Genomic DNA, 18,582 nt, shown 5'->3' with positions numbered 1-18,582 from the left:
GTGATGGAAGAGAAAAAACATATCGACAAGTTGTTCCATGAGGCTTTAAATCAAAGGTCTTTTGAGATTCCGGATGCTTTTCTGGAAGATCTGAACAAACGCCTGGATGCCGAAGAGAAAAAAAGACGTGTTTTCTTTTGGTGGTTCGCAGGCTTACTCTGCATGACTGGTTTGTCATTGATCATTTTCTTTTCTCTCCGCTCTCCTTCTTTTCCTTTACCCGACTCCCAGGCGACCAATTATAAATTTTCAGCATCTTATGCCGCAATCAATCCTGAAGTAAGTTTGTGGAAAACACACTTAAGTATATCAGCTGATGAAATGGCGATTTTTGCTACCATGACTGAGAAATCAGATCCCATTTCAAACATTTTTGCAATCAAACCAAAAAAACAAGCCGCAGAAAAACAAAGTCAAAGCGGATCATCTGTTCAAAAACACGTTCAAGAAGAGATTGGTAAAAACGAAGCAATTAATAAAAGTAAAATAAAGAGCACCCTTGTTTCCGTTGGAAAACCGGGGAGCCAAACTTCTGTAGTACTTGATGATTTAAGCCAAACGACGGGTAAACCCATTTCTGATAACATGGCATCAATGAAGCCAACAGAAGTAATCAAGGATTCCGGAGCTGAAAAACCGGATACAACGATCGTTTCTGAAACAACGAAGGATACAACACTTGCTGTCAATGCGGCCGATACAACTTCCAATCCGCTTACATCTTCCGAGAATCCGGGTGATGAGAAGAAAAACAAACCGGAGAATCAATGGAGAACGGAAATTCAATTATTCGGTGGTTTGGGAGCAAATTTCATCAATGACTCTCATACTGACAAAGGCTATCTTGGAAAAATAACGAAAAACCAATCTTCCATTCTGGCTCCTTCATTCGGAATCCAGGGAAATCTTTCATACAAAAAACTCACGTTTGGTACAGGGCTTTCCTACTCACAAACCGGAGAAAAGTACAGCTCAGAAATGATGAAATACACTTTCAAAGATTCAACGTATTCCGAACACATCATTGATACGATTCTTACGTTTGATGACTCTTTAGGAATTTGGGTTCCGGTGATTCACGATACAACGCTTTATTATTCGTATCAATACAAGCAAGATTCAACTCTGGAACGGACATCTTTTAAAAACCAATATTCCTGGATTTCCATTCCAATCTATTTCGGATACCGTTTCGAACTTGGAAAGTATGAACTCATTCCACGGATAGGCGCTCAATTCAATTTTGGAATCGCCAAAAACAAAGGACATTTTCCAAATGCGGATTTCACAGGAATGGTCGAATATCAAGCAGTTAAATTCAATGTGTCTTACCTCATCCAACTGGAAGCAAGGAGGAATTTTGGCAGGTGGCACATATTTGTCAATCCATACTTTAAATCCATGATCAATCCGGCAATATCCGGAGATCTGATCAGGCGAAGGTATGCTTCCTGGGGAATCCAATTCGGAGTCGGATTAAAACTTTAGATCTAAGCCCTCCAACACTATCAAATGCATCTTTTTTTTACCTGTTGCAGCGATTCTGCTACAACGGAATAGTATTCTATTATTCAATAATTCACAAAAGAACTGTATAAACATCCTTATAAAACGTGCGTTATGAAGTACTTTAAAACAGAAATTACGAGTGATCACATTGTATCAGACAAGCCTCTCCACGAACGGCTTTTATTTCCTTACGTTCAGATTGCACCACAACTGAAAGGAGAAGTACTTGAACTGGGATGCGGCTGGGGACGCGGAATAGCACATTTTCAATCGGACGGAATTCGTTATACCGGAGTGGATAAAAACAAATCCCTGATTGATGAGCTTCAGACCAACTATCCGGCCTGTCGTTTTCAAGAAGTCACGCTTCCCGATTTAAGCATTTTTCCAAACAATTCTTTCGATCACATCATTGCTTTTCAGGTTATTGAACACATTGAGGAGGACGAATTATTCCTGGAAGAGATTCACCGGATTCTCAAGCCCGGAGGGAAGCTTCATCTGAGTACGATTAACAGACGCTTTTCTATTTCCCGCAATCCCTGGCATATCCGGGAATACGACTCGATCGGTTTGACTGTCCTGTTGAAGATGTTTTTCTGTACCGTTGATATGAAGGGCATTGAAGGAAACGAACTTGTCTGGAAATACCATTTCGAAAACAGGAAAGCCGTCAAACAAATGATGCGTTTCGATTTCTTCGGGCTTCAATATAAACTTCCGGCAATGCTGCTTCGGATTCCCTACGAACTTTTGAATCGCTTAAACAGGAAAAAACTCATTCATTCTCAACAAGGGAAATTCCGGGATATCAGCTGGAGACATTTTCATTTAAATGAGAATCCTGATTTAGGTTTGGATTTATTGGTAATCTGTACAAAAGCTCATTCTTAAACCATTCAATTAAACATAAAACGATTAATAATTAATCAAAACACTTGATTCAAATGAACTTTTTCCTTAAATTAAAATAGAAAAGAGGAAAATATGTTAGTCAGAACATTTGGAAGTGCTGTATTCGGGATTGATGCAACCACGATCACCATTGAGGTAAATATTGCCAACGGCGTGAATTTTATGTTAGTCGGATTGCCCGATAAAGCTGTTCAGGAAAGTCATCAACGCATCAAAGAAGCTTTGAAGAACAACAACCTGAATTATCCGGGAAAGGAAATCACGGTCAACATGGCTCCGGCAGATATCCGTAAAGAAGGTTCGACCTTTGACCTGGCAATCGGAATCGGGATTTTGGCGGCTTCGGGGCAGATTTCGGATGAGAAGCTCAAAGATTATCTTCTTTTGGGAGAATTATCGCTTGATGGAACCTTGCAACTCGTCAAGGGTGTACTTCCAATCGTGATGCAAGCTAAAAAAGATGGTTTCAAAGGAATTATTCTCCCGAAACAAAATGAGCCGGAAGCAGCTATCGTGGATGGAATTGAGGTTTATGGGATGGAAAATATGCAGGAAGTGATTGATTTTCTAAACAATTCCAAACCCTTTTCTCCTGCTGTTTTCAATATCGCAGAAGAATTTCAACGGCAAGTACATGAAAACGATGTGGATTTCAAAGATGTCAAAGGACAAAGTGCCATTAAACGGGCTTTCGAAATTGCCGCTGCCGGCGGGCATAATATCATTTTAATCGGTCCGCCGGGAGCCGGAAAATCCATGCTTGCCAAACGACTTCCGGGTATTCTTCCGCCGATGAGTATCGAAGAATCGCTGGAAACGACAAAAATTCATTCCGTAGCCGGAAAAATCGGGAAGAACAACGGCTTGGTAACACAACGTCCATTCCGGAAACCTCATCACACCATTTCCGATGTGGCTTTGGTTGGTGGTGGTTCTTATCCGCAACCCGGCGAAATTTCGCTTGCGCACAACGGAGTGTTGTTCCTGGACGAACTTCCGGAATACAAACGGCAAGTACTGGAAGTGATGCGGCAACCTTTGGAAGACCGGACAGTGACTGTTTCCCGCGCACGGTTCTCCGTAGATTACCCCGCCGGATTTATGTTGGTTGCGGCGATGAATCCCTGCCCTTGCGGATATTACAATCACCCGGAAAAAGAATGCGTCTGCGCTCCGGGAACCGTTCAACGTTATCTGAACAAAATTTCCGGACCGCTACTCGACCGGATTGATCTGCACGTAGAAGTAACTCCCGTTTCCTTTGATGACCTGGCTTTTAATATCCCGACGGAAAGCAGTGTCGAAATCCGGAACAGAGTGATCGAAGCACGGCTGATTCAGTTAAAACGCTATCACCGTTCACAAACACATTGCAATGCGCAAATGCAGCGCAAAGAACTGACCGAATTTTGCGAAATCTCTCCCGAAGGAAAACAATTGCTGAAACATGCCATGGATCGTTTGGGACTTTCGGCAAGAGCATACGACCGGATTCTGAAGGTTGCCAGAACCATTGCCGATTTGGATGCCGCAGAATACATTGAAACACGTCACCTATCGGAAGCGATTCAATTGCGAAACCTCGACCGGGAGAATTGGGCGGGGTAAAGCGGAACGTTTCAAAGAATTCTCCTAACCTAATTTTTAACGCGAAGATGCAAAGGTCGCAAAGAGATATATTCTCATAAATGATTTACTATACTACTCTTTAACGAATCGCAAGGTGTAAATCTCAGTATCCGTTTGGACTTTTAATAAAAAGATTCCGGCCGGAAGTTCTGAGACATCCAGTGTGTTTTTATTTAAACGAGGCGAAACGACTTTTCCATCAAGTGCAGTTACGGACAAAACGGATAAAGGCAGATCATTCATATTCAGAATATGTAACACGTTTGAAGTTGGATTCGGATAAAGCACAAAAGGAACAGCATTCGTATATTCTTTTGTAGAAAGCGTATTTAAAGCCAGTTTCACCGCGGCATACGCATTGATTTTTCCCATTCCCCATTTGGTATCTCCCGGAGCAACAATATTCCCGGTATAATTATCCAACCGGGCTGTCGTTTTAATGATATTTTTCACCTGTTGGCTGGACAAAGTCGGGTTTGCGTCCAGAATCAATGAGACAATACCCGCAACGCATGGTGTAGCCATCGATGTTCCGGAAAGTTGTGCAAAATCGTAACTTTTATTATTAAAGGTTATCGAAGCAACAGCCGTATATGCTGCATCAGTGTAAGATGAAACGGAGGAAGTAACACTTACACCCGGAGCTGCAATATCGGGTTTCATCACTTCATTATGCAACGGACCGATACTCGTAAATGAAGCGGGTGCTCCTCCAACCATCGTTCCTGATACGGTAAAATAGTTCGATTGATAAGCAGCAACGGTTATCAGACTGTTTGTACAACCGGGCTCTCCAATGGCATAAAACGAGTCTCCCGAAACTCCATTCACCCCGTAAGCACTGAACGTTTGACCGAAATTCCCGGCTCCATTCGTTAATTCGGGAAGATTCCAGTAATGAACAGTTCCGTCAACAGCTGAACCTGTAAGTACAATTCTGTTATTCGTGTTCAGGGAACGAACGCGAATCTGCATTCCTGGTTTTCCATTCAGTGGATTTGCTGTTTCCGAAGAAACATTGAAGACAATAGTATCGCTTCCGGCAACCAAAATAGAATCCAGATACCCGGTAGTTGAAGTGGAGTAATAAGGACTTTCAACCAGTAAAGTTCCCGAACTGTTATAAACGGAAATCTTATTTGAAAAGTTATGTCCCTGTTCTCCCCACGCAGTAATACATTCTCCCCACATATACGGATTCGCTGCGTACGAATAAAACCCAACCCGTGAGTTAAAGAAGTTATTATTGAATGTTTTTTTGATGTGAAAATTTGTTCCGTTATTGTTTCCTGCAGCACCAACAAAAACAATCTGGTTTGTTGCGCTCAGTTCATCAATTGCTTCAGAAAGTAATGAGAAACCATCCAAACTTCCCATTTGATTGTAATAAACTCCCCAACTCATGTTTATAACCAATCGTTTACCGGCTGCTTCGGCTTTATCTTTCATCCAGGCAAAAGCATCAATTACTGAGGCCTGATCAATGTAAAAGGTAGTAAACAAGAATTGGGATTCAAAACCAAATCCGCGGTAAACAGATCCTGCACCACTTCCCCCGGCAATACCTGCAACATGGGTTCCATGCGTATGGTGGCTGTAAATGTTTGACGTATCTGTTTCCGCTGCGGCTAATTCCGTAGGAGTATTGTATTCAACTCCATAATTCTGACCTGTCGGAAGATTCCCAACCTGTTTATACTGATCCCAGGCTGCATAAATTCTCGAATGTGTCAACAACGTATCATAAAACATCGGATGACCATAATCAAATCCCCAATCTGTAACGCCAATCAACACGTCTTTTCCGGTAAAAGCCGCCGGTAAACCGATTCCTCTCTGCACGCTGTCTGCCCGTGTATCTTTTACAGCTCTGTCGAGTTGAGGAACAATTTTCCCCGGGATTTCCAGGTAAGAATAGAATTGCGAAAAGTCAATATGGTGTAATCTTTCCAAAGGAACTTTCATCGTGGTGATCTTTCCTACCGAACTCCCTAAAAGAATCCTGTTTTCTGGAATGATATTCCAATTACAATTCGAAAGCCGTTTTCCATAAAGTGAAACATACCAGATTCCGGAAATTTTGTAAACGGGAAATGCATCTGTCACTTCTTTAGCAACACCGATTTCATTCTTGAAAGTGGTTGAATAACGGATTAATTTATCCCAACGCATCTGGTTACTCGCGCTTTGATTCTGAGCAAACAAAAAATTTCCTGTAAAAAAGAGGCTCAGTAGTAAGATGTACTTCATAGTTTTCATATTAAGACCTGATATTCAGTAAGAAAATGGTCATTGTAACAAAAGTAAGAAAAAGCGTCAGTTTTTGAATCGGATCAGGGAAATGAATCCCTTAAATGCCAAAAGCTTTTTCCACCAGCTCATCATGTTTCATTGACCGATAGGATGCAAGCGTTTTTGAGTGCTTCTCAATAATCAAAATACGTGAACAAAACTCAATGCAAAAGTCAATATCATGAGAAGCAACAATGATCAATTTATTATTTTCCCGGGCAATTTTTCCCAACAAAGACATCACTTCTTTTTTGGTCGGATAATCCAGGAAGGCCGTCGGTTCATCCAATAAAACAATGGGTGTTTCCTGAATCAATGCTTTGGCAATTCCTGCACGTTGCCGCTCTCCATCACTCAAGGTGGAAGTGGATTGATTGACCAGTTGATCCAAATGAAGAATCTCCACGTATTTCTGTACAACTTCGTGGTCATTTTCGGATAAACGACCGGTGAAATTTGTGTAGGTATGTCGACCTAATTCTAAGTATTCACTTACTCTCAGGTAATCGAAACCCAAAAAATGGTTATCAACCAGGGTAATGGTCTTCGCTCTTTCCGCTGGCTTTAAATCGTTCCAATTTTGGTGATCAATCGTCACTTTTCCATTCGAAAATTTGCCCTGAATCAGTAAATCCATCAGCGTTGATTTCCCGGAACCATTTGCGCCGATCAAGGCCACGAATTCTCCTTTTTCCAAAAGCAAATCCGGAATCTCATACAGCATTTTAGCATGCCCGATCGAACAATTTTCAAACTTAAGCATTGCGGATATTCTTTAAGAGGAGAAATAAAACAATCGGTGCGCCAAGCAAAGCTGTCAAACTGTTGATCGGCAATACCATAACCGGTTCAAAAATGCGGATCATCAATGCGCAACTGACCATCACACTCGCCCCGATCAAACCGGAAGCCAGGAGTAAATGTCCGTGATTTGCCGTTTTATAAAACATGCGCACCAGGTTCGGAACGATCAAACCTACAAATCCGATCGGACCACAGAAAGCTGTAACCAAACCGGCCAAAATGGAAACAACCAATAATACTTTCCAGCGCGTTTGTTTGACCTGAACACCTAGAATGGCTGCGGATTTTTCACCAAGGACCAATGCATTCAACGGTTTTGTCAATAGAAAAGCAGCCAGAATTCCGATGGAAAACAATACCGTTATAAAAGGAATCTGTTCGATACTCACTTGCTGCAAAGAACCCATTCCCCAAATGGAAAAGGCTTTTACACTGTTGGCATCCGCTTTCATCAAAATGATGTTCGTGATTGCTGAAACAAACGTTCCCAGCATCATTCCGACCAACAATAACGAAACCATGGAACGAACCCGCGTTGCAATAACCAATATCAGCAAACCGAAAACCAAAGCCCCGATCGTTGCTGAGATCGTAATTCCCAAATCGAGTACTTCGAGCCCTAAAAACGAGCTTCCCATAATCGTCAGGGCCACCATTAAATGCGAACCGGAAGTTAATCCCAGAATGGATGGACCTGCCAGCGGATTATTCAATGTTGTCTGCAGAAGCAAACCGCAAATTGACAATGCAAATCCGGCAATAATCGCGATAAAAACTTCCGGAATCCGGTAAATCACAAAAAGGTTCCAGGCATTCTGATCTTTCGAATCAAGGAATGAAAACCAGGCATCATCTCCATGCGGATATCCGATGGTGACCACTGTAATGACCACAAACAAGACAAACGATATCCCGTGCTTCTTCCACATAGACTATTTCACTTGCCTGTAAAAGTGATAATTCACTTTCGGTTCTCCTTTCGCAATGTTCACGAAATCTTCCAGCAACCAATGCGGATTCACCTGACTCAACTCCCAATAATAATTCGAGTTGTGTGTATAGGTGTAGACTTTCCCTTTCGTCACGGTATGGAAATACCGAAACTTCGGATTCATTGCAAAAAGCTGTTTCAGATTCGGCGCTTCTGCGTTAATCCAGATGTCACATTTTTGATCGTCGTTGAAAACCTGCTCGAAGCTTAAACTTAAACTCGCCGTACCGTCTGTATTTTTATAGAAATAATCCATTCCGGCATCTTTCATAATTCCTGCCATGAATGATTTTCCAGCCGGAGCGTACCAAACATCTCCGGCTAGTCCGCCGCAAATCACTTTTTTCTGTTTCTTGATTGCTGCAGCTTCTTTTTTGATTTTCAAATAAGATTCTTCCACCTGACTGAAATAGTTGTCCGCTTCCTGATCTTTACAAACCAATGCGCCGAATACTTTGATCCATTCTGCTTTTCCCAGCGGATGCATTTCTTCCCAATCGTAGTTCGCCATACAAACCACGTTCAACTGTGCGAATTTAGCTTCGTTCGGGAAGGGTTGTCCGAAACCACTGAAAATGATCAATGGAATTTTCGCTTTCAGAACGGCATCGGGTGTTAATCCGGTTTCATATCCGGCAGTGAGTACTTTTCCGGCACGAACTCCCTTCAACAGGGCTTTATTGGAAATATATTGTTCTTCCGTAGTTGCTTTGATGGTTTCGATGCTGTTGATTGCATCCAGCATTCCCACAAAAGAAGTTGAAAGCGCAGCCATGTTTTGAACCGGAACTTCGATGATTTTCATTCCGGAAGGTCGTTTCATTTTTGAGTTACGCGAAATCAGAGCATAACGGGTTTCCACCTTCAGGGTTTTCGGATTTTTCACAATCAATTCCTTGTAACCAGGCTTTTGGTCGATTGAAACCAATCGCGCGTACTTGAAACCTTTTACTTCAAATTCTTCTTCTGTTTTCTTCGTTGTACACGAAAAAAGAACGACAAAAAGTGTCAGGCTGGCTAAAACTATTTTCATTGAATGGGGCATTTTGTTTGTTTCATGACTTCGGCAAGGTGTTTTTCTTCCGGGTTTCCGGTCGACAAATCGTCCAAAATCCGGTTAAAATCCACTTCATTTCTATTTTGAGAAAGCTTGAAAGCTGCTTCCACTTTGTTCAGTACAATCCGGTATCCCACAATTTCTTTCATGTAAGATTCGATCAGATTTTCCGGCCATTGACTGATGTGCAATTTCTTTTCCCGTTTTGCTTCGAAGGCATCTACCAATTGAGCCAGGTGATTTTTTAGTCCGGAAGCATCCAACACTTCGAGTTTTCCCGAAACATGAACCGCCTGATAATTGTAAGTCGGAACGTTTGTGTGCGTATAAACCGATGAAGAGATATAGCCGTGAGCTCCCTGAACAATCATTATTCCCTGATTCATTGTTTGAATTGCAGCAACAATCCCATTTTCAGAAGCGACGTGAAATTCCAGGTAATTGTTCTCCGGTCCGAAGTTGCAGGTAAACGGAATATGAACCAGGACAGGAAATCCATCAGTTCCATTCACTGCCAAAGTTCCAAAAGGATGCTGCTTCAAAAATTCCAGAATCAACTTTTGGTCTGTAAACTCAAACTCGGTTGGAATATACATAAAGCAAATATACACTTTCGGAATCAACTGCTCAGCGGGTTAATGAGATAATTGGATTAACTTTGTAAAAAACTGTCCGATGCGATTTTCAGATTATCCCATTTCCCAAGAAATCAAAGACCAATTAGAAGTCCTTGGTTATAAAAAACCAACCGACATTCAATTCAAAGCGATTTCACCGATTCTGAACGGAGAGGATGTGTTCGGAATTGCACAGACAGGAACCGGAAAAACGGCTGCTTTTGCCATTCCGATTATTCACAAACTAAGTACTTCAAAAGCACGGTCGAAAAGTCCGAGATGCATTGTAATGGCTCCGACCCGTGAATTGGCGGAACAAATCAAACAGGCATTTGAAAGTATCGGCAAAGGTTCCGACATCCGTATCACCGCAATTTTAGGAGGTTTGGAACAAGACAAACAAATCCAGGAATTGAAACGTGGAACGGATGTGGTGGTTGCAACTCCGGGACGTGTGTTCGATTTGCGTTCACAGGGACATCTTTCATTGGATGCAATTCAGTTTCTGGTTTTAGATGAAGCAGACAGAATGCTGGATTTGGGCTTTGCACATGACATGAAGGCTATTCACAAGCTTTCACCTCAGAAAAACCGCCAGACTTTGTTTTTCTCCGCAACCATCGATAAGAAGATCAAAGCACTTGCTTACGATTTGGTACGAGACGCAATCCGGATTCAGATTTCTCCGAAAGATCCTGTTGCCAAAAATATCGAACACGGATATATCAAAGTTGAAATGGACGACAAGCGTTTCTTCCTTGAAAACATTGTAAAGGAGTACGAAGACTTTAAGTACGTCGTTTTTGTCCGCACAAAAGTTCGTTGCGAACGCGTAGTTGCAGCAATGGAGCGTGTCGGGATTCACTCAGAAGCTCTGCACGGAGGTGTTGACCAGAAAGAACGCTTTCTTGTTTTGGAGCGCTTCAAATCCGGAGAAAATAAAATCCTGATTACGACAGACGTAGCTGCCCGTGGAATCGATATTCAGGGAGTTGATTACGTGATCAATTACGATTTGCCGGATCAGCCTGAGCAATATGTTCACAGAATCGGGCGAACCGGTCGTGGTGACAAGAAAGGACAAGCACTTTCCTTTTGCAGTAAAGAGGAAGAAAAAATCCTGGAGGAAATCGAGCTTTACCTGGGTTACGACATTGAAGAAATCGAAATCAGCAAAGGAGATTACTCTACCATCTTAAGAGATTCGGAAGATCTGACGTACAATTGGCAGAAATTGCTCGATCAGGCCAATGAAGAAGACGGAACAAATGATAAATGGTAATTACCGAATGAATTGCATCGTTCGTTAGAACAAAATTCGTAATTCTATCATTTAATTACACGACACAATATCGTACTGAATATCAATCTGCATTAATTGCTGATCCATTTCATTCCAGGAAAACAATTCGATGTACAAACCGGTAGTAGAATCGAATACAGTCACACGACGATCTTTCTGACGTTGTCCGTCATACGCTTTTGCGTCGAAGAGCAGTCTTTGAGAACGAAGTACCATTTGATTGTCTGCAAAACGATACGACTGAGCCATAACGTAGTTCAATTTGGATAATTTACGCAAATCCTTTTCCAGGTCAAGGCGTTGCTGGGTTGAAAAATTTGCCTGTATCAGGCGCTGGGTAACAGGTGCACAATCAGAAAATTGTTGGATAATAGTAACGGTGTTAGTTTGAGAGAATCCTGCAAAGCTGATCCATAGAACAGCCAAAATGATGGTAGTTTTCATAGCAGTGTGTTTTAAGATGATCTCAATAATGATTTTCATTATTAACTATCTAAAAGCTATGAAATATTGAACCAGAAATCAAATTTGTGTGAATTCAAACAAACGAACTCAATCAAACAAACCACCTGTTTGCTAGGAATAGCAAATTACAGCCAAAAACACGCAATTCATCAGAAAGCCATTTTTAATCACTAAGCACGCATAAATATTCGATCAAAACCGTGTTTTAATCATTTTTACAAAATATTTACTTCGCGCTCTAATCTGACCCCGAATTTCGAATAAACATCTTCAATGATTGCTGTTGAAAGGTCGTAGATTTCACTTCCCGTTGCTTCGCCGTAATTAACAAGAACCAAGGCCTGTTTTTCGTGAACACCACAATTTCCAACGCGTTTTCCTTTCCAGCCTGCTTTCTCGATCAACCAGCCTGCCGCCAGTTTTTCTTCACCCGATTCCTGCGGATAGTGAGGCGCATCGGGATAATGACGATGCAACTGATCAAAAACAGCTTTCGAAACAACCGGATTTTTGAAAAAACTTCCTGCATTTCCAAGCACTTTCGGATCGGGTAGTTTGCTTCTGCGGATATTCATCACCGCCTGGCTCACTACATCCACCGTAATTTCAGTTGCGCCCATTACTTCAATTTCGGATTGAATTGCTCCGTAGGAAGTATTGATTTCCGGGTGTTTTGTCAATTGATAAGAAACGGAAACGATGACATACTGATCTTTTAATGCCCGCTTGAAAACACTTTCGCGGTAACCGAACTGGCATTGTTCTTTGTTGAACGTATGCAGTTCCAGCGATTCGATGTGCAATGCTTCCAGCGAAACAAACGTATCCTTGATTTCCGCACCATAAGCTCCGATATTCTGCATTGGACTTGCCCCTACACTTCCGGGAATCAAGCTCATGTTTTCAATTCCTCCGAATCCTTTTTCAACCGTATAACGAACAAAGGAATGCCATTCCACCCCGGAACCGACTTTCAAAACTACTTGTTCGTCCGTTTCGCTTACCGATTCAATTCCTTCGATTTCATTCTTCAGAACAAAAAAAGGTAGGTCTTTCGTCAGCAACACATTACTTCCACCACCCAATATCAACAAGGGTATTTCCGGGTTGCGGTCTTTCAGCAATGCCTTTAGTTCATTTAAAGATCCAAAGCGTCCGAACGCCAGGGCTTTAACATCAATTCCGAAAGTGTTGTAAGGTTTTAACGAAATGTTGTGCTCAATCATGTGCGCAAAAATAAGAAGAAAAAGCGTAAGCTTTTGAAGTCTGAGTTACGATCCCGGACATCCGGGATTAGTACGGATGCAATGAGGAAGAAGCTAACAGGCTGCCATAAGGGACAAATGAGTTTTGATTTTGGGAATCTGGGACTGGCTTCGAAACGAGCTCTGAATTTAAAGCAGATCAGAAAATAAAACGGGTAAAAAGTGTTCTAGGGTTTATAACCCTAGAAGGGTTCTCACCTTAAACAAGATTCGCCCTAGAAACAATAGCCTTAAGTTTTTCGGTAAAGATTCGGTAAGAATTTCGGCGAGAATTTTTTATTAAGTTGCAATTAGCTTATTTGCATTTCATTTTATCTCATTACGATTGTTCGACTATAAGAATTCTAAAGAATAGAATGTGGACTGAGTGGGACCATATAATTTTAACACGAAACCCGCAGAAATACTATTTCTGCGGGTTTTTCATTTTGTCTTAGCGGGTGACCGACCGCTATCGAACAAGGAGTTGGCCGAGGATATACACAATATAAGTTTGCTTTAATACTTTCAAAAAGGAAAAAATGAAACTAACTAAGAACCATAATTAATAATGCGCTCTGTAACACCTTTAAATTCTTTAATTTACCCCTTAAATGCTTTATGAAGTTGCCGAAAATCACTTCCGACGTGAATGTTCTGATTTTTTATTTCATTAAACAGAACACTCGCGTTTTTCATCTGCATAAGTAGGAAGTTTGCTTCTGGAATTGTTTTAGAATATTCAAACAGGGTAGGTTTAACTTTTAACACAAAATTATCGTGCATATATTCCAGAGTATAAGGCTCTGGTCTGTTTTGGTGAAAAGTTAATAACTCATCATCGAGGAATTTACAGAAATCGGAATGCTTATTCATTTCTGCATCTATTATCATTAATGCCATTTTGTCCATTGCATCTTCAATGATGTTTTTCAACCTTACCTTTCTTTGATGGTCAAATTCAATAGATTTACCATGGCTATCTATGTAGAGGTCAATCTGAAGACTAAAATAGTCTAAATAGGAAATAATTTGTTTAAATTCTTTTATGACTTCCTTTTCGTCGCCAAATTCACCAAGATATGAATGGTAATAGTCTTCTAGATTTAGCTAATCAACAATTCTTTTAATATCATTGAAAGGCAAAGTCCTTAACAATGGGATATTGAACGAATCTTTTTGAATGGTTTCGGATACATCATTATAGTAATCGTTTTGAGTTTTTAAGCCACTGAGATACCTTCAATAAGCGATTGTAAATATTTTACTTTCTCCTTTTGAAATTGAAGCCTTCGGTCTTCATCCTTCTTTTTATCTTGCTTAAGTGTTTTATACCAAGTGAAGACGGTAGCCCCGGACCCAATAGCCGCACCAACAATTGCTATAGTTAAATCCACAACCCAACTACCACCACCATCAGAATAATAGCCACCATATTCAAATATCCCCAAAATCATCTTATACAAGTTTAGATAAAATAGTTCAATTTGTTAACCCAAGAAAGAAAAGAGAATTTTGCTACAAAGAAGCCCTGTAAAATTGGGTTTCTTTGTAGCGGATAAATGACCAGTATGAACAAGTAACTAGTTGAGGATATGAAAACATAAGTCTACTTTAAGAAAAGTAAATGTCTAATGTAATCCCAAAATGGACCTATAATAAGTGCAGCGGGAACTGTAACTGTTACTATTTTAATCCAAACTTTGTAGAGTTCCACTTTTCTCTTCCTTTTACCTAATCCTATTATTGTAACTGGGGGAATTGCTGCAACGATGAAAAGGAATGAAGTAATACAAAGCCAAATCAAATAAATTGGATCTTTTTCTATTTTTTGAGGAACAAAATCACTGGGAACATAATTTGTCTGCTGTTTTATTAATAACTCTACTGCTTTATAGATGTTACTACTATCAATGCCTTGTTCTAACAATTCATTTGATTCCTTCTTTACAACAGATTGATAGGTTGAATAGTCAGTAGTAAAAACAATAACTGAAAATATAAGAATTGGAATTGCCAAGAAAACAGACATAACCTGGCCCCAATCATACCAAAATCGTATTTTCCTTTGTGGCCTTCTTTTATTTAACCAATTATTAAAATCAAGCCTTATGTCATTGCTTTTACTAAGGTCAAAACAATTAATATCCAATCTTAATTCTCCATTTGGGTTGGTTGGGACTTCCAATTTGATATTGTTATTATTCCCCTGTTCCATAAATACATGAAATTCTTTTGGGTCAAATAAATCAATAGATGAATCTTTCAGTATTTCTCTAATGGACTCCCCAACAAGTCTTTTACCATCGGACGAAATTAAAGTGATTTTCTTTTCTCTTCTAACAAAAGAATGTCTTTGGCTGGCCTCCTTAATTTTTCTTTGTTTCTCATTTGGAGATAACTTTTCCTTTGTATTTTCTGCTTCAACAAATTCAATTATTTCTATCTCCAAAGATTGAGCTAAATACTTTTCGATTTCAATAATTACATTTTCTAAATCCTCAAAATCATTTTGATTTAAAATCCAAGGTCCTTTATGTATTTCAGTTGGTATTGTTAATCCCATGTGTTTTTTGATGCGGTATCTCATATACTTTCTTAATAAGAAATCTATGACTTCAGTCAATAGGTATCTTTCGAAAGGTTAACTCAATGATAAGAAAAAATACACTAGTTTAGAATTCTACAAAATAAAAACTCAATTAGTAAATCGCAATGTCAAGCAATACCTAATGGACTCTATCTTGAAAAGATAAAGGCAAAAAATGAGATGAATAAGCTAATTAGGGCAAGTATAATAAGCCTTATTCCTAGCCATTGACTTCTAATGACAAATGCGTTAAAAAAAATACAGAATACAACTATACCAAATAAGGTTAGAGACCAATCATAGAACGATGATACAGATGGTTCCACATCATTAATTTTTTTGGACAGATTCGTTTTCTGGGCATTTGTCAAAAGTGAAGAACAAATGCATAAAATTAATGCTAACAATCTTTGAATTATTCCTACGTTCCAACTCTTCATGACTTGGCATTTGAATAATAAGTTAGGGTATTTCTTGCCAATATTGATCAAGAATAACGTTTTTTAACTGTCATCTGAAAAAATAATATACTTGAATTTGCGTTTTTTATTTTTTGTATCTAAATTGTAAACGCTATTCAAATTGTCACGCTTAAATTCTAATCACTATGTCAAACACTATTCTCAACAGCAGAAAGTTTATTGTTAAGGGGCAAATAGATGCTTCTTTTACACCTGAATCAACAGAATCTCTTGAAGAAATTTCAAATCTGGAAGTTGAACTTTGGCAAAAAAGTCCGTTAGACGTTTTCTTCTTAGGAAAAGGGACTACCAATAATGCCGGAGAGTTTATTATCACATTTATTGTAAACGATGAACCGAAATACGTAAGAAATGGAACCCTTGAAAACGTTTTCGGGAAAGTCTATTACAAAGGTCAACTCATTTCAGGAGAAAATCCATATTCTAATGATGATCCTGGATTACGTCCGATCAAGGATATTACTCTAAAAGAAGGGTTAACGGATATTGGAGCCTATACGGTTAGTATAACAGCTTTTGAATTTCCTGTAAACACAAGTGAATTTCAAGTTGCAGAAAAAATAACCTCAACCAGAAACAGTATACTATTTGCAATAAATGAAGCTGAAGGATTAAAACGTCCACTTCCGGTTAACTATTTATGCTTTTTTTACGGATTTATCGGATCACCTGCAAAGAACTTGTTCAATGTGTCCGGACCTGTAATAAAAGAAGGCTATGTGGAAGTTATCGTTCCGCAGCTTCCGGTGAGCGTAAAAACCAGCCCGGAACTTATCGTAAATACCAGGATAAATGGCAGTCCTTCCCTTTCTTCTGAAAATGTTTATTTAAAAGTTGCAACACCGGATTTAAGCACGGTTTTGTATACTATGAATAGTACTTTAGTGGTGCATGAAGGAAAACTTTGTGTTTACGGGAATGAAGAATATTATCCCATTGCATTGACTCCAATAGGTATTAGTAGTGTTACCAGAATTGGTGTTGAACCAGACGGTTCACTTTTTATGTTTGACGCTAAACTAAATCGGTGGGATTCTTATGATCCACTAACTTTTTACCAATTTCAACATCCGGAGAACCTGATTTTTTTTGCGGACGGAATGTATAAAGCAGATGGTACCGTAGGAACAATTACCTCTGGTTACTTAGGAGACGGAACTTTTGCACCATTTTCAATCTCTGTTGAAAACACCAGTGTTTTCCCTCTTGACGTAAACGTAATCGTATCTGATCCTACAAATGACGAGCTGTTTTTTGAAGGAGTTATTCCTAATTTGCTGCCTGGAAGTAAGAATCTAGTTGTTGTAGAGACCTCCTCTTATCCGGATTTACCCCATTATTCACCATCGATCAGTAATATAGAAACGATTAGTGGAATAACCTTTCCTGTAGATTTTGTGAATTTCCTGGAAACAGAAAATCTGAACAATCTGGGCGCTTTGAAAAAGGCTGGACCTCTCCGCTATATTGATGGATTACCAACCGCTAAAGAACCTGAGTTGACTTTGCTTCAGGCACACATCGATTTATATACGGTAAATGCAAACGCAACTCAAAATCAAACCCTTATTAATCTGGGCTACAACAATTTATTTAAAATTGCGGAAACTCCAAAAGAAGTCTTTGTTACTGAAGTAGAAGTGGAAGGTGTTGCGTTATATACAGCTGCGAGATTGCATAACACCGTTGTGCAAAACCAAAAACTGTTAACGAATTTACTTGCTGCAAAATTGGCAGATTATACATTAAAAAATCCTGCCATTCCTGATCTTCCAAACTCTACATTTGCGGGAGAGGCCTTTTCAAAATTTATTAATCGCTGTGAATGTGAAGATTGTACTTCAGCTGTTAGTCCATTCTCCTACCTGGTTGATTTGTTAAAATACGGGGCGAAGCATATTACCAAATCGGGCACACCTTCGTATAACCCTGTAAATTACGACGCTTTTCTGACCTTGCTGGAAGGCTATTTCTTTCAACCATTCGGGTCTTTTTCGGTGGATTGTGATACGCTGCATAAGGAATATTGCCGTTTACGATTGGTGACGGAGATTTTAGAACAGTACGTAGCTACGAAGACTCTTCCTACGGAAGTACTGGAACGATTAGAGAATGACCGTAAGAACTTCTTGTTACTAACTTATAAAACGATCCTTACTCAGGCAGGAACATCTTATGAAGAATTACGCAGTGTAGTTGCAATTCAGGATACTGATGAGAAAAAAACAGCAGCACAGCGTTTGGCTGATAAGCTGGGAATTTTGTTATATGCACCACCGAGTACCACGCAATATACAGCTGACCGCATGTGGCTGACTTTTGATAATGTATCTACTGCTCAGGAATTAACAGCAGAGAACCTGGAAACTATTTTTGGATTTAGAGATACGCAACGTGATGTATTAACGAATCCTGCCGAAGCACTCATACTTACATGGAAAAATGCGTATCTCCGGGAACTTTGGAAAAAGACAGATTATCTTTTCTCGGCATACAGTAGAGAAGATGTTGATCCGAATGATGACCTTACATTCAAAGCTGAATGGAAACCGATCATTGACCCGGATATGATTGGAAGAGGTGATATGACTTATGAATCTTCTGATTTTGCACTTGCTCTTTGGAGACATCGAAAAGAAAATACGGATGCTTTCTTAAGTTATTTTACTTCAGAATCAAATCTC

General features: G+C 39.7%; 15 protein-coding genes. 5 read left to right on the top strand and 10 right to left on the bottom strand.

The window, feature by feature from the left end:
* The first annotated feature begins 3 nt into the window (after positions 1-3).
* The 3 genes from Q1V93_RS03600 (at position 4) to Q1V93_RS03590 (ending at position 4,032) form a co-directional block, all read left to right on the top strand.
* Entirely contained in the window at positions 4-1,488 is a 1,485-nt protein-coding gene (locus tag Q1V93_RS03600) for a hypothetical protein (protein WP_300661549.1), read from the top strand.
* 132 nt (positions 1,489-1,620) lie between these two features.
* Complete coding sequence (locus Q1V93_RS03595; protein WP_300661547.1) at positions 1,621-2,403, top strand: class I SAM-dependent methyltransferase; 783 nt, start codon at positions 1,621-1,623, stop codon at positions 2,401-2,403.
* Between the two features lie 93 nt (positions 2,404-2,496).
* Complete coding sequence (locus tag Q1V93_RS03590; RefSeq protein WP_300661545.1) at positions 2,497-4,032, top strand: YifB family Mg chelatase-like AAA ATPase; 1,536 nt, start codon at positions 2,497-2,499, stop codon at positions 4,030-4,032.
* A gap of 93 nt (positions 4,033-4,125) precedes the next feature.
* On the opposite strand, the gene Q1V93_RS03585 is transcribed toward Q1V93_RS03590, so the two are convergent.
* The 5 genes from Q1V93_RS03585 to Q1V93_RS03565 form a co-directional block, all read right to left on the bottom strand.
* Entirely contained in the window at positions 4,126-6,303 is a 2,178-nt protein-coding gene (locus Q1V93_RS03585) for a S8 family peptidase (RefSeq protein WP_300661542.1), read from the bottom strand.
* A gap of 100 nt (positions 6,304-6,403) precedes the next feature.
* Positions 6,404-7,108, bottom strand: coding sequence for an ABC transporter ATP-binding protein (locus Q1V93_RS03580; protein WP_300661539.1), 705 nt, complete (start codon positions 7,106-7,108; stop codon positions 6,404-6,406).
* Positions 7,101-8,078, bottom strand: a complete 978-nt coding sequence (locus tag Q1V93_RS03575; RefSeq protein ID WP_300661536.1) for an iron ABC transporter permease — start codon at positions 8,076-8,078, stop codon at positions 7,101-7,103. Before Q1V93_RS03575 ends, Q1V93_RS03580 begins: the two co-directional genes overlap by 8 nt.
* A gap of 3 nt (positions 8,079-8,081) precedes the next feature.
* Positions 8,082-9,173 carry an ABC transporter substrate-binding protein gene (locus Q1V93_RS03570; RefSeq protein ID WP_300661533.1) on the bottom strand — a complete coding sequence of 364 codons (1,092 nt, stop codon included), beginning with the start codon at positions 9,171-9,173 and terminating at the stop codon, positions 8,082-8,084.
* Positions 9,170-9,793 carry an FMN-binding negative transcriptional regulator gene (locus Q1V93_RS03565; RefSeq protein WP_300661530.1) on the bottom strand — a complete coding sequence of 208 codons (624 nt, stop codon included), beginning with the start codon at positions 9,791-9,793 and terminating at the stop codon, positions 9,170-9,172. Before Q1V93_RS03565 ends, Q1V93_RS03570 begins: the two co-directional genes overlap by 4 nt.
* Positions 9,794-9,872: 79 nt before the next feature.
* Here Q1V93_RS03565 and Q1V93_RS03560 point away from each other — a divergent pair, with 79 nt between their 5' ends.
* The gene (locus Q1V93_RS03560; protein WP_300661527.1) at positions 9,873-11,096 is read left to right on the top strand and encodes a DEAD/DEAH box helicase; all 1,224 of its coding nucleotides are present in this window, start codon (positions 9,873-9,875) and stop codon (positions 11,094-11,096) included.
* Between the two features lie 51 nt (positions 11,097-11,147).
* Here Q1V93_RS03560 and Q1V93_RS03555 read toward each other — a convergent pair whose 3' ends face one another.
* The 5 genes from Q1V93_RS03555 to Q1V93_RS03535 all read right to left on the bottom strand — a co-directional run bounded on the left by Q1V93_RS03555 (position 11,148) and on the right by Q1V93_RS03535 (position 15,392).
* Positions 11,148-11,561, bottom strand: coding sequence for a hypothetical protein (locus Q1V93_RS03555; protein ID WP_300661523.1), 414 nt, complete (start codon positions 11,559-11,561; stop codon positions 11,148-11,150).
* A gap of 236 nt (positions 11,562-11,797) precedes the next feature.
* The gene (gene murB, locus Q1V93_RS03550; protein WP_300661520.1) at positions 11,798-12,808 is read right to left on the bottom strand and encodes a UDP-N-acetylmuramate dehydrogenase; all 1,011 of its coding nucleotides are present in this window, start codon (positions 12,806-12,808) and stop codon (positions 11,798-11,800) included.
* Positions 12,809-13,429: 621 nt separating this feature from the next.
* Entirely contained in the window at positions 13,430-13,762 is a 333-nt protein-coding gene (locus Q1V93_RS03545; protein WP_300661516.1) for a hypothetical protein, read from the bottom strand.
* Positions 13,763-14,049: 287 nt separating this feature from the next.
* Positions 14,050-14,283 (bottom strand): hypothetical protein, encoded by a 234-nt coding sequence (locus Q1V93_RS03540; protein WP_300661513.1) that lies wholly within the window; start codon positions 14,281-14,283, stop codon positions 14,050-14,052.
* A gap of 152 nt (positions 14,284-14,435) precedes the next feature.
* Positions 14,436-15,392 carry a hypothetical protein gene (locus Q1V93_RS03535; RefSeq protein WP_300661511.1) on the bottom strand — a complete coding sequence of 319 codons (957 nt, stop codon included), beginning with the start codon at positions 15,390-15,392 and terminating at the stop codon, positions 14,436-14,438.
* A gap of 631 nt (positions 15,393-16,023) precedes the next feature.
* On the opposite strand from Q1V93_RS03535, the gene Q1V93_RS03530 reads away from it, so the two are divergent.
* A partial coding sequence (locus tag Q1V93_RS03530; RefSeq protein WP_300661509.1) for a hypothetical protein occupies positions 16,024-18,582 on the top strand: 2,559 nt, incomplete at its 3' end.

It is taken from the genome of Fluviicola sp., assembly GCF_030151805.1.
GTDB lineage: Bacteria > Bacteroidota > Bacteroidia > Flavobacteriales_D > Crocinitomicaceae > Fluviicola.
Note: the sequence above shows the minus strand (reverse complement) of the source record. Positions and strands in the feature narration are given on the sequence as shown.

Bases quoted from the DNA above. Each gene is read 5' to 3' on its own strand.
- Q1V93_RS03600 (WP_300661549.1), top strand. From the start codon at position 4: ATGGAAGAGAAAAAACATATCGACAAGTTGTTCCATGAGGCTTTAAAT.
- Q1V93_RS03595 (WP_300661547.1), top strand. From the start codon at position 1,621: ATGAAGTACTTTAAAACAGAAATTACGAGTGATCACATTGTATCAGAC.
- Q1V93_RS03590 (WP_300661545.1), top strand. From the start codon at position 2,497: ATGTTAGTCAGAACATTTGGAAGTGCTGTATTCGGGATTGATGCAACC.
- Q1V93_RS03585 (WP_300661542.1), bottom strand. From the start codon at position 6,303: ATGAAGTACATCTTACTACTGAGCCTCTTTTTTACAGGAAATTTTTTG.
- Q1V93_RS03580 (WP_300661539.1), bottom strand. From the start codon at position 7,108: ATGCTTAAGTTTGAAAATTGTTCGATCGGGCATGCTAAAATGCTGTAT.
- Q1V93_RS03575 (WP_300661536.1), bottom strand. From the start codon at position 8,078: ATGTGGAAGAAGCACGGGATATCGTTTGTCTTGTTTGTGGTCATTACA.
- Q1V93_RS03570 (WP_300661533.1), bottom strand. From the start codon at position 9,173: ATGAAAATAGTTTTAGCCAGCCTGACACTTTTTGTCGTTCTTTTTTCG.
- Q1V93_RS03565 (WP_300661530.1), bottom strand. From the start codon at position 9,793: ATGTATATTCCAACCGAGTTTGAGTTTACAGACCAAAAGTTGATTCTG.
- Q1V93_RS03560 (WP_300661527.1), top strand. From the start codon at position 9,873: ATGCGATTTTCAGATTATCCCATTTCCCAAGAAATCAAAGACCAATTA.
- Q1V93_RS03555 (WP_300661523.1), bottom strand. From the start codon at position 11,561: ATGAAAACTACCATCATTTTGGCTGTTCTATGGATCAGCTTTGCAGGA.
- murB (WP_300661520.1), bottom strand. From the start codon at position 12,808: ATGATTGAGCACAACATTTCGTTAAAACCTTACAACACTTTCGGAATT.
- Q1V93_RS03540 (WP_300661513.1), bottom strand. From the start codon at position 14,283: ATGATTTTGGGGATATTTGAATATGGTGGCTATTATTCTGATGGTGGT.
- Q1V93_RS03535 (WP_300661511.1), bottom strand. From the start codon at position 15,392: ATGGGATTAACAATACCAACTGAAATACATAAAGGACCTTGGATTTTA.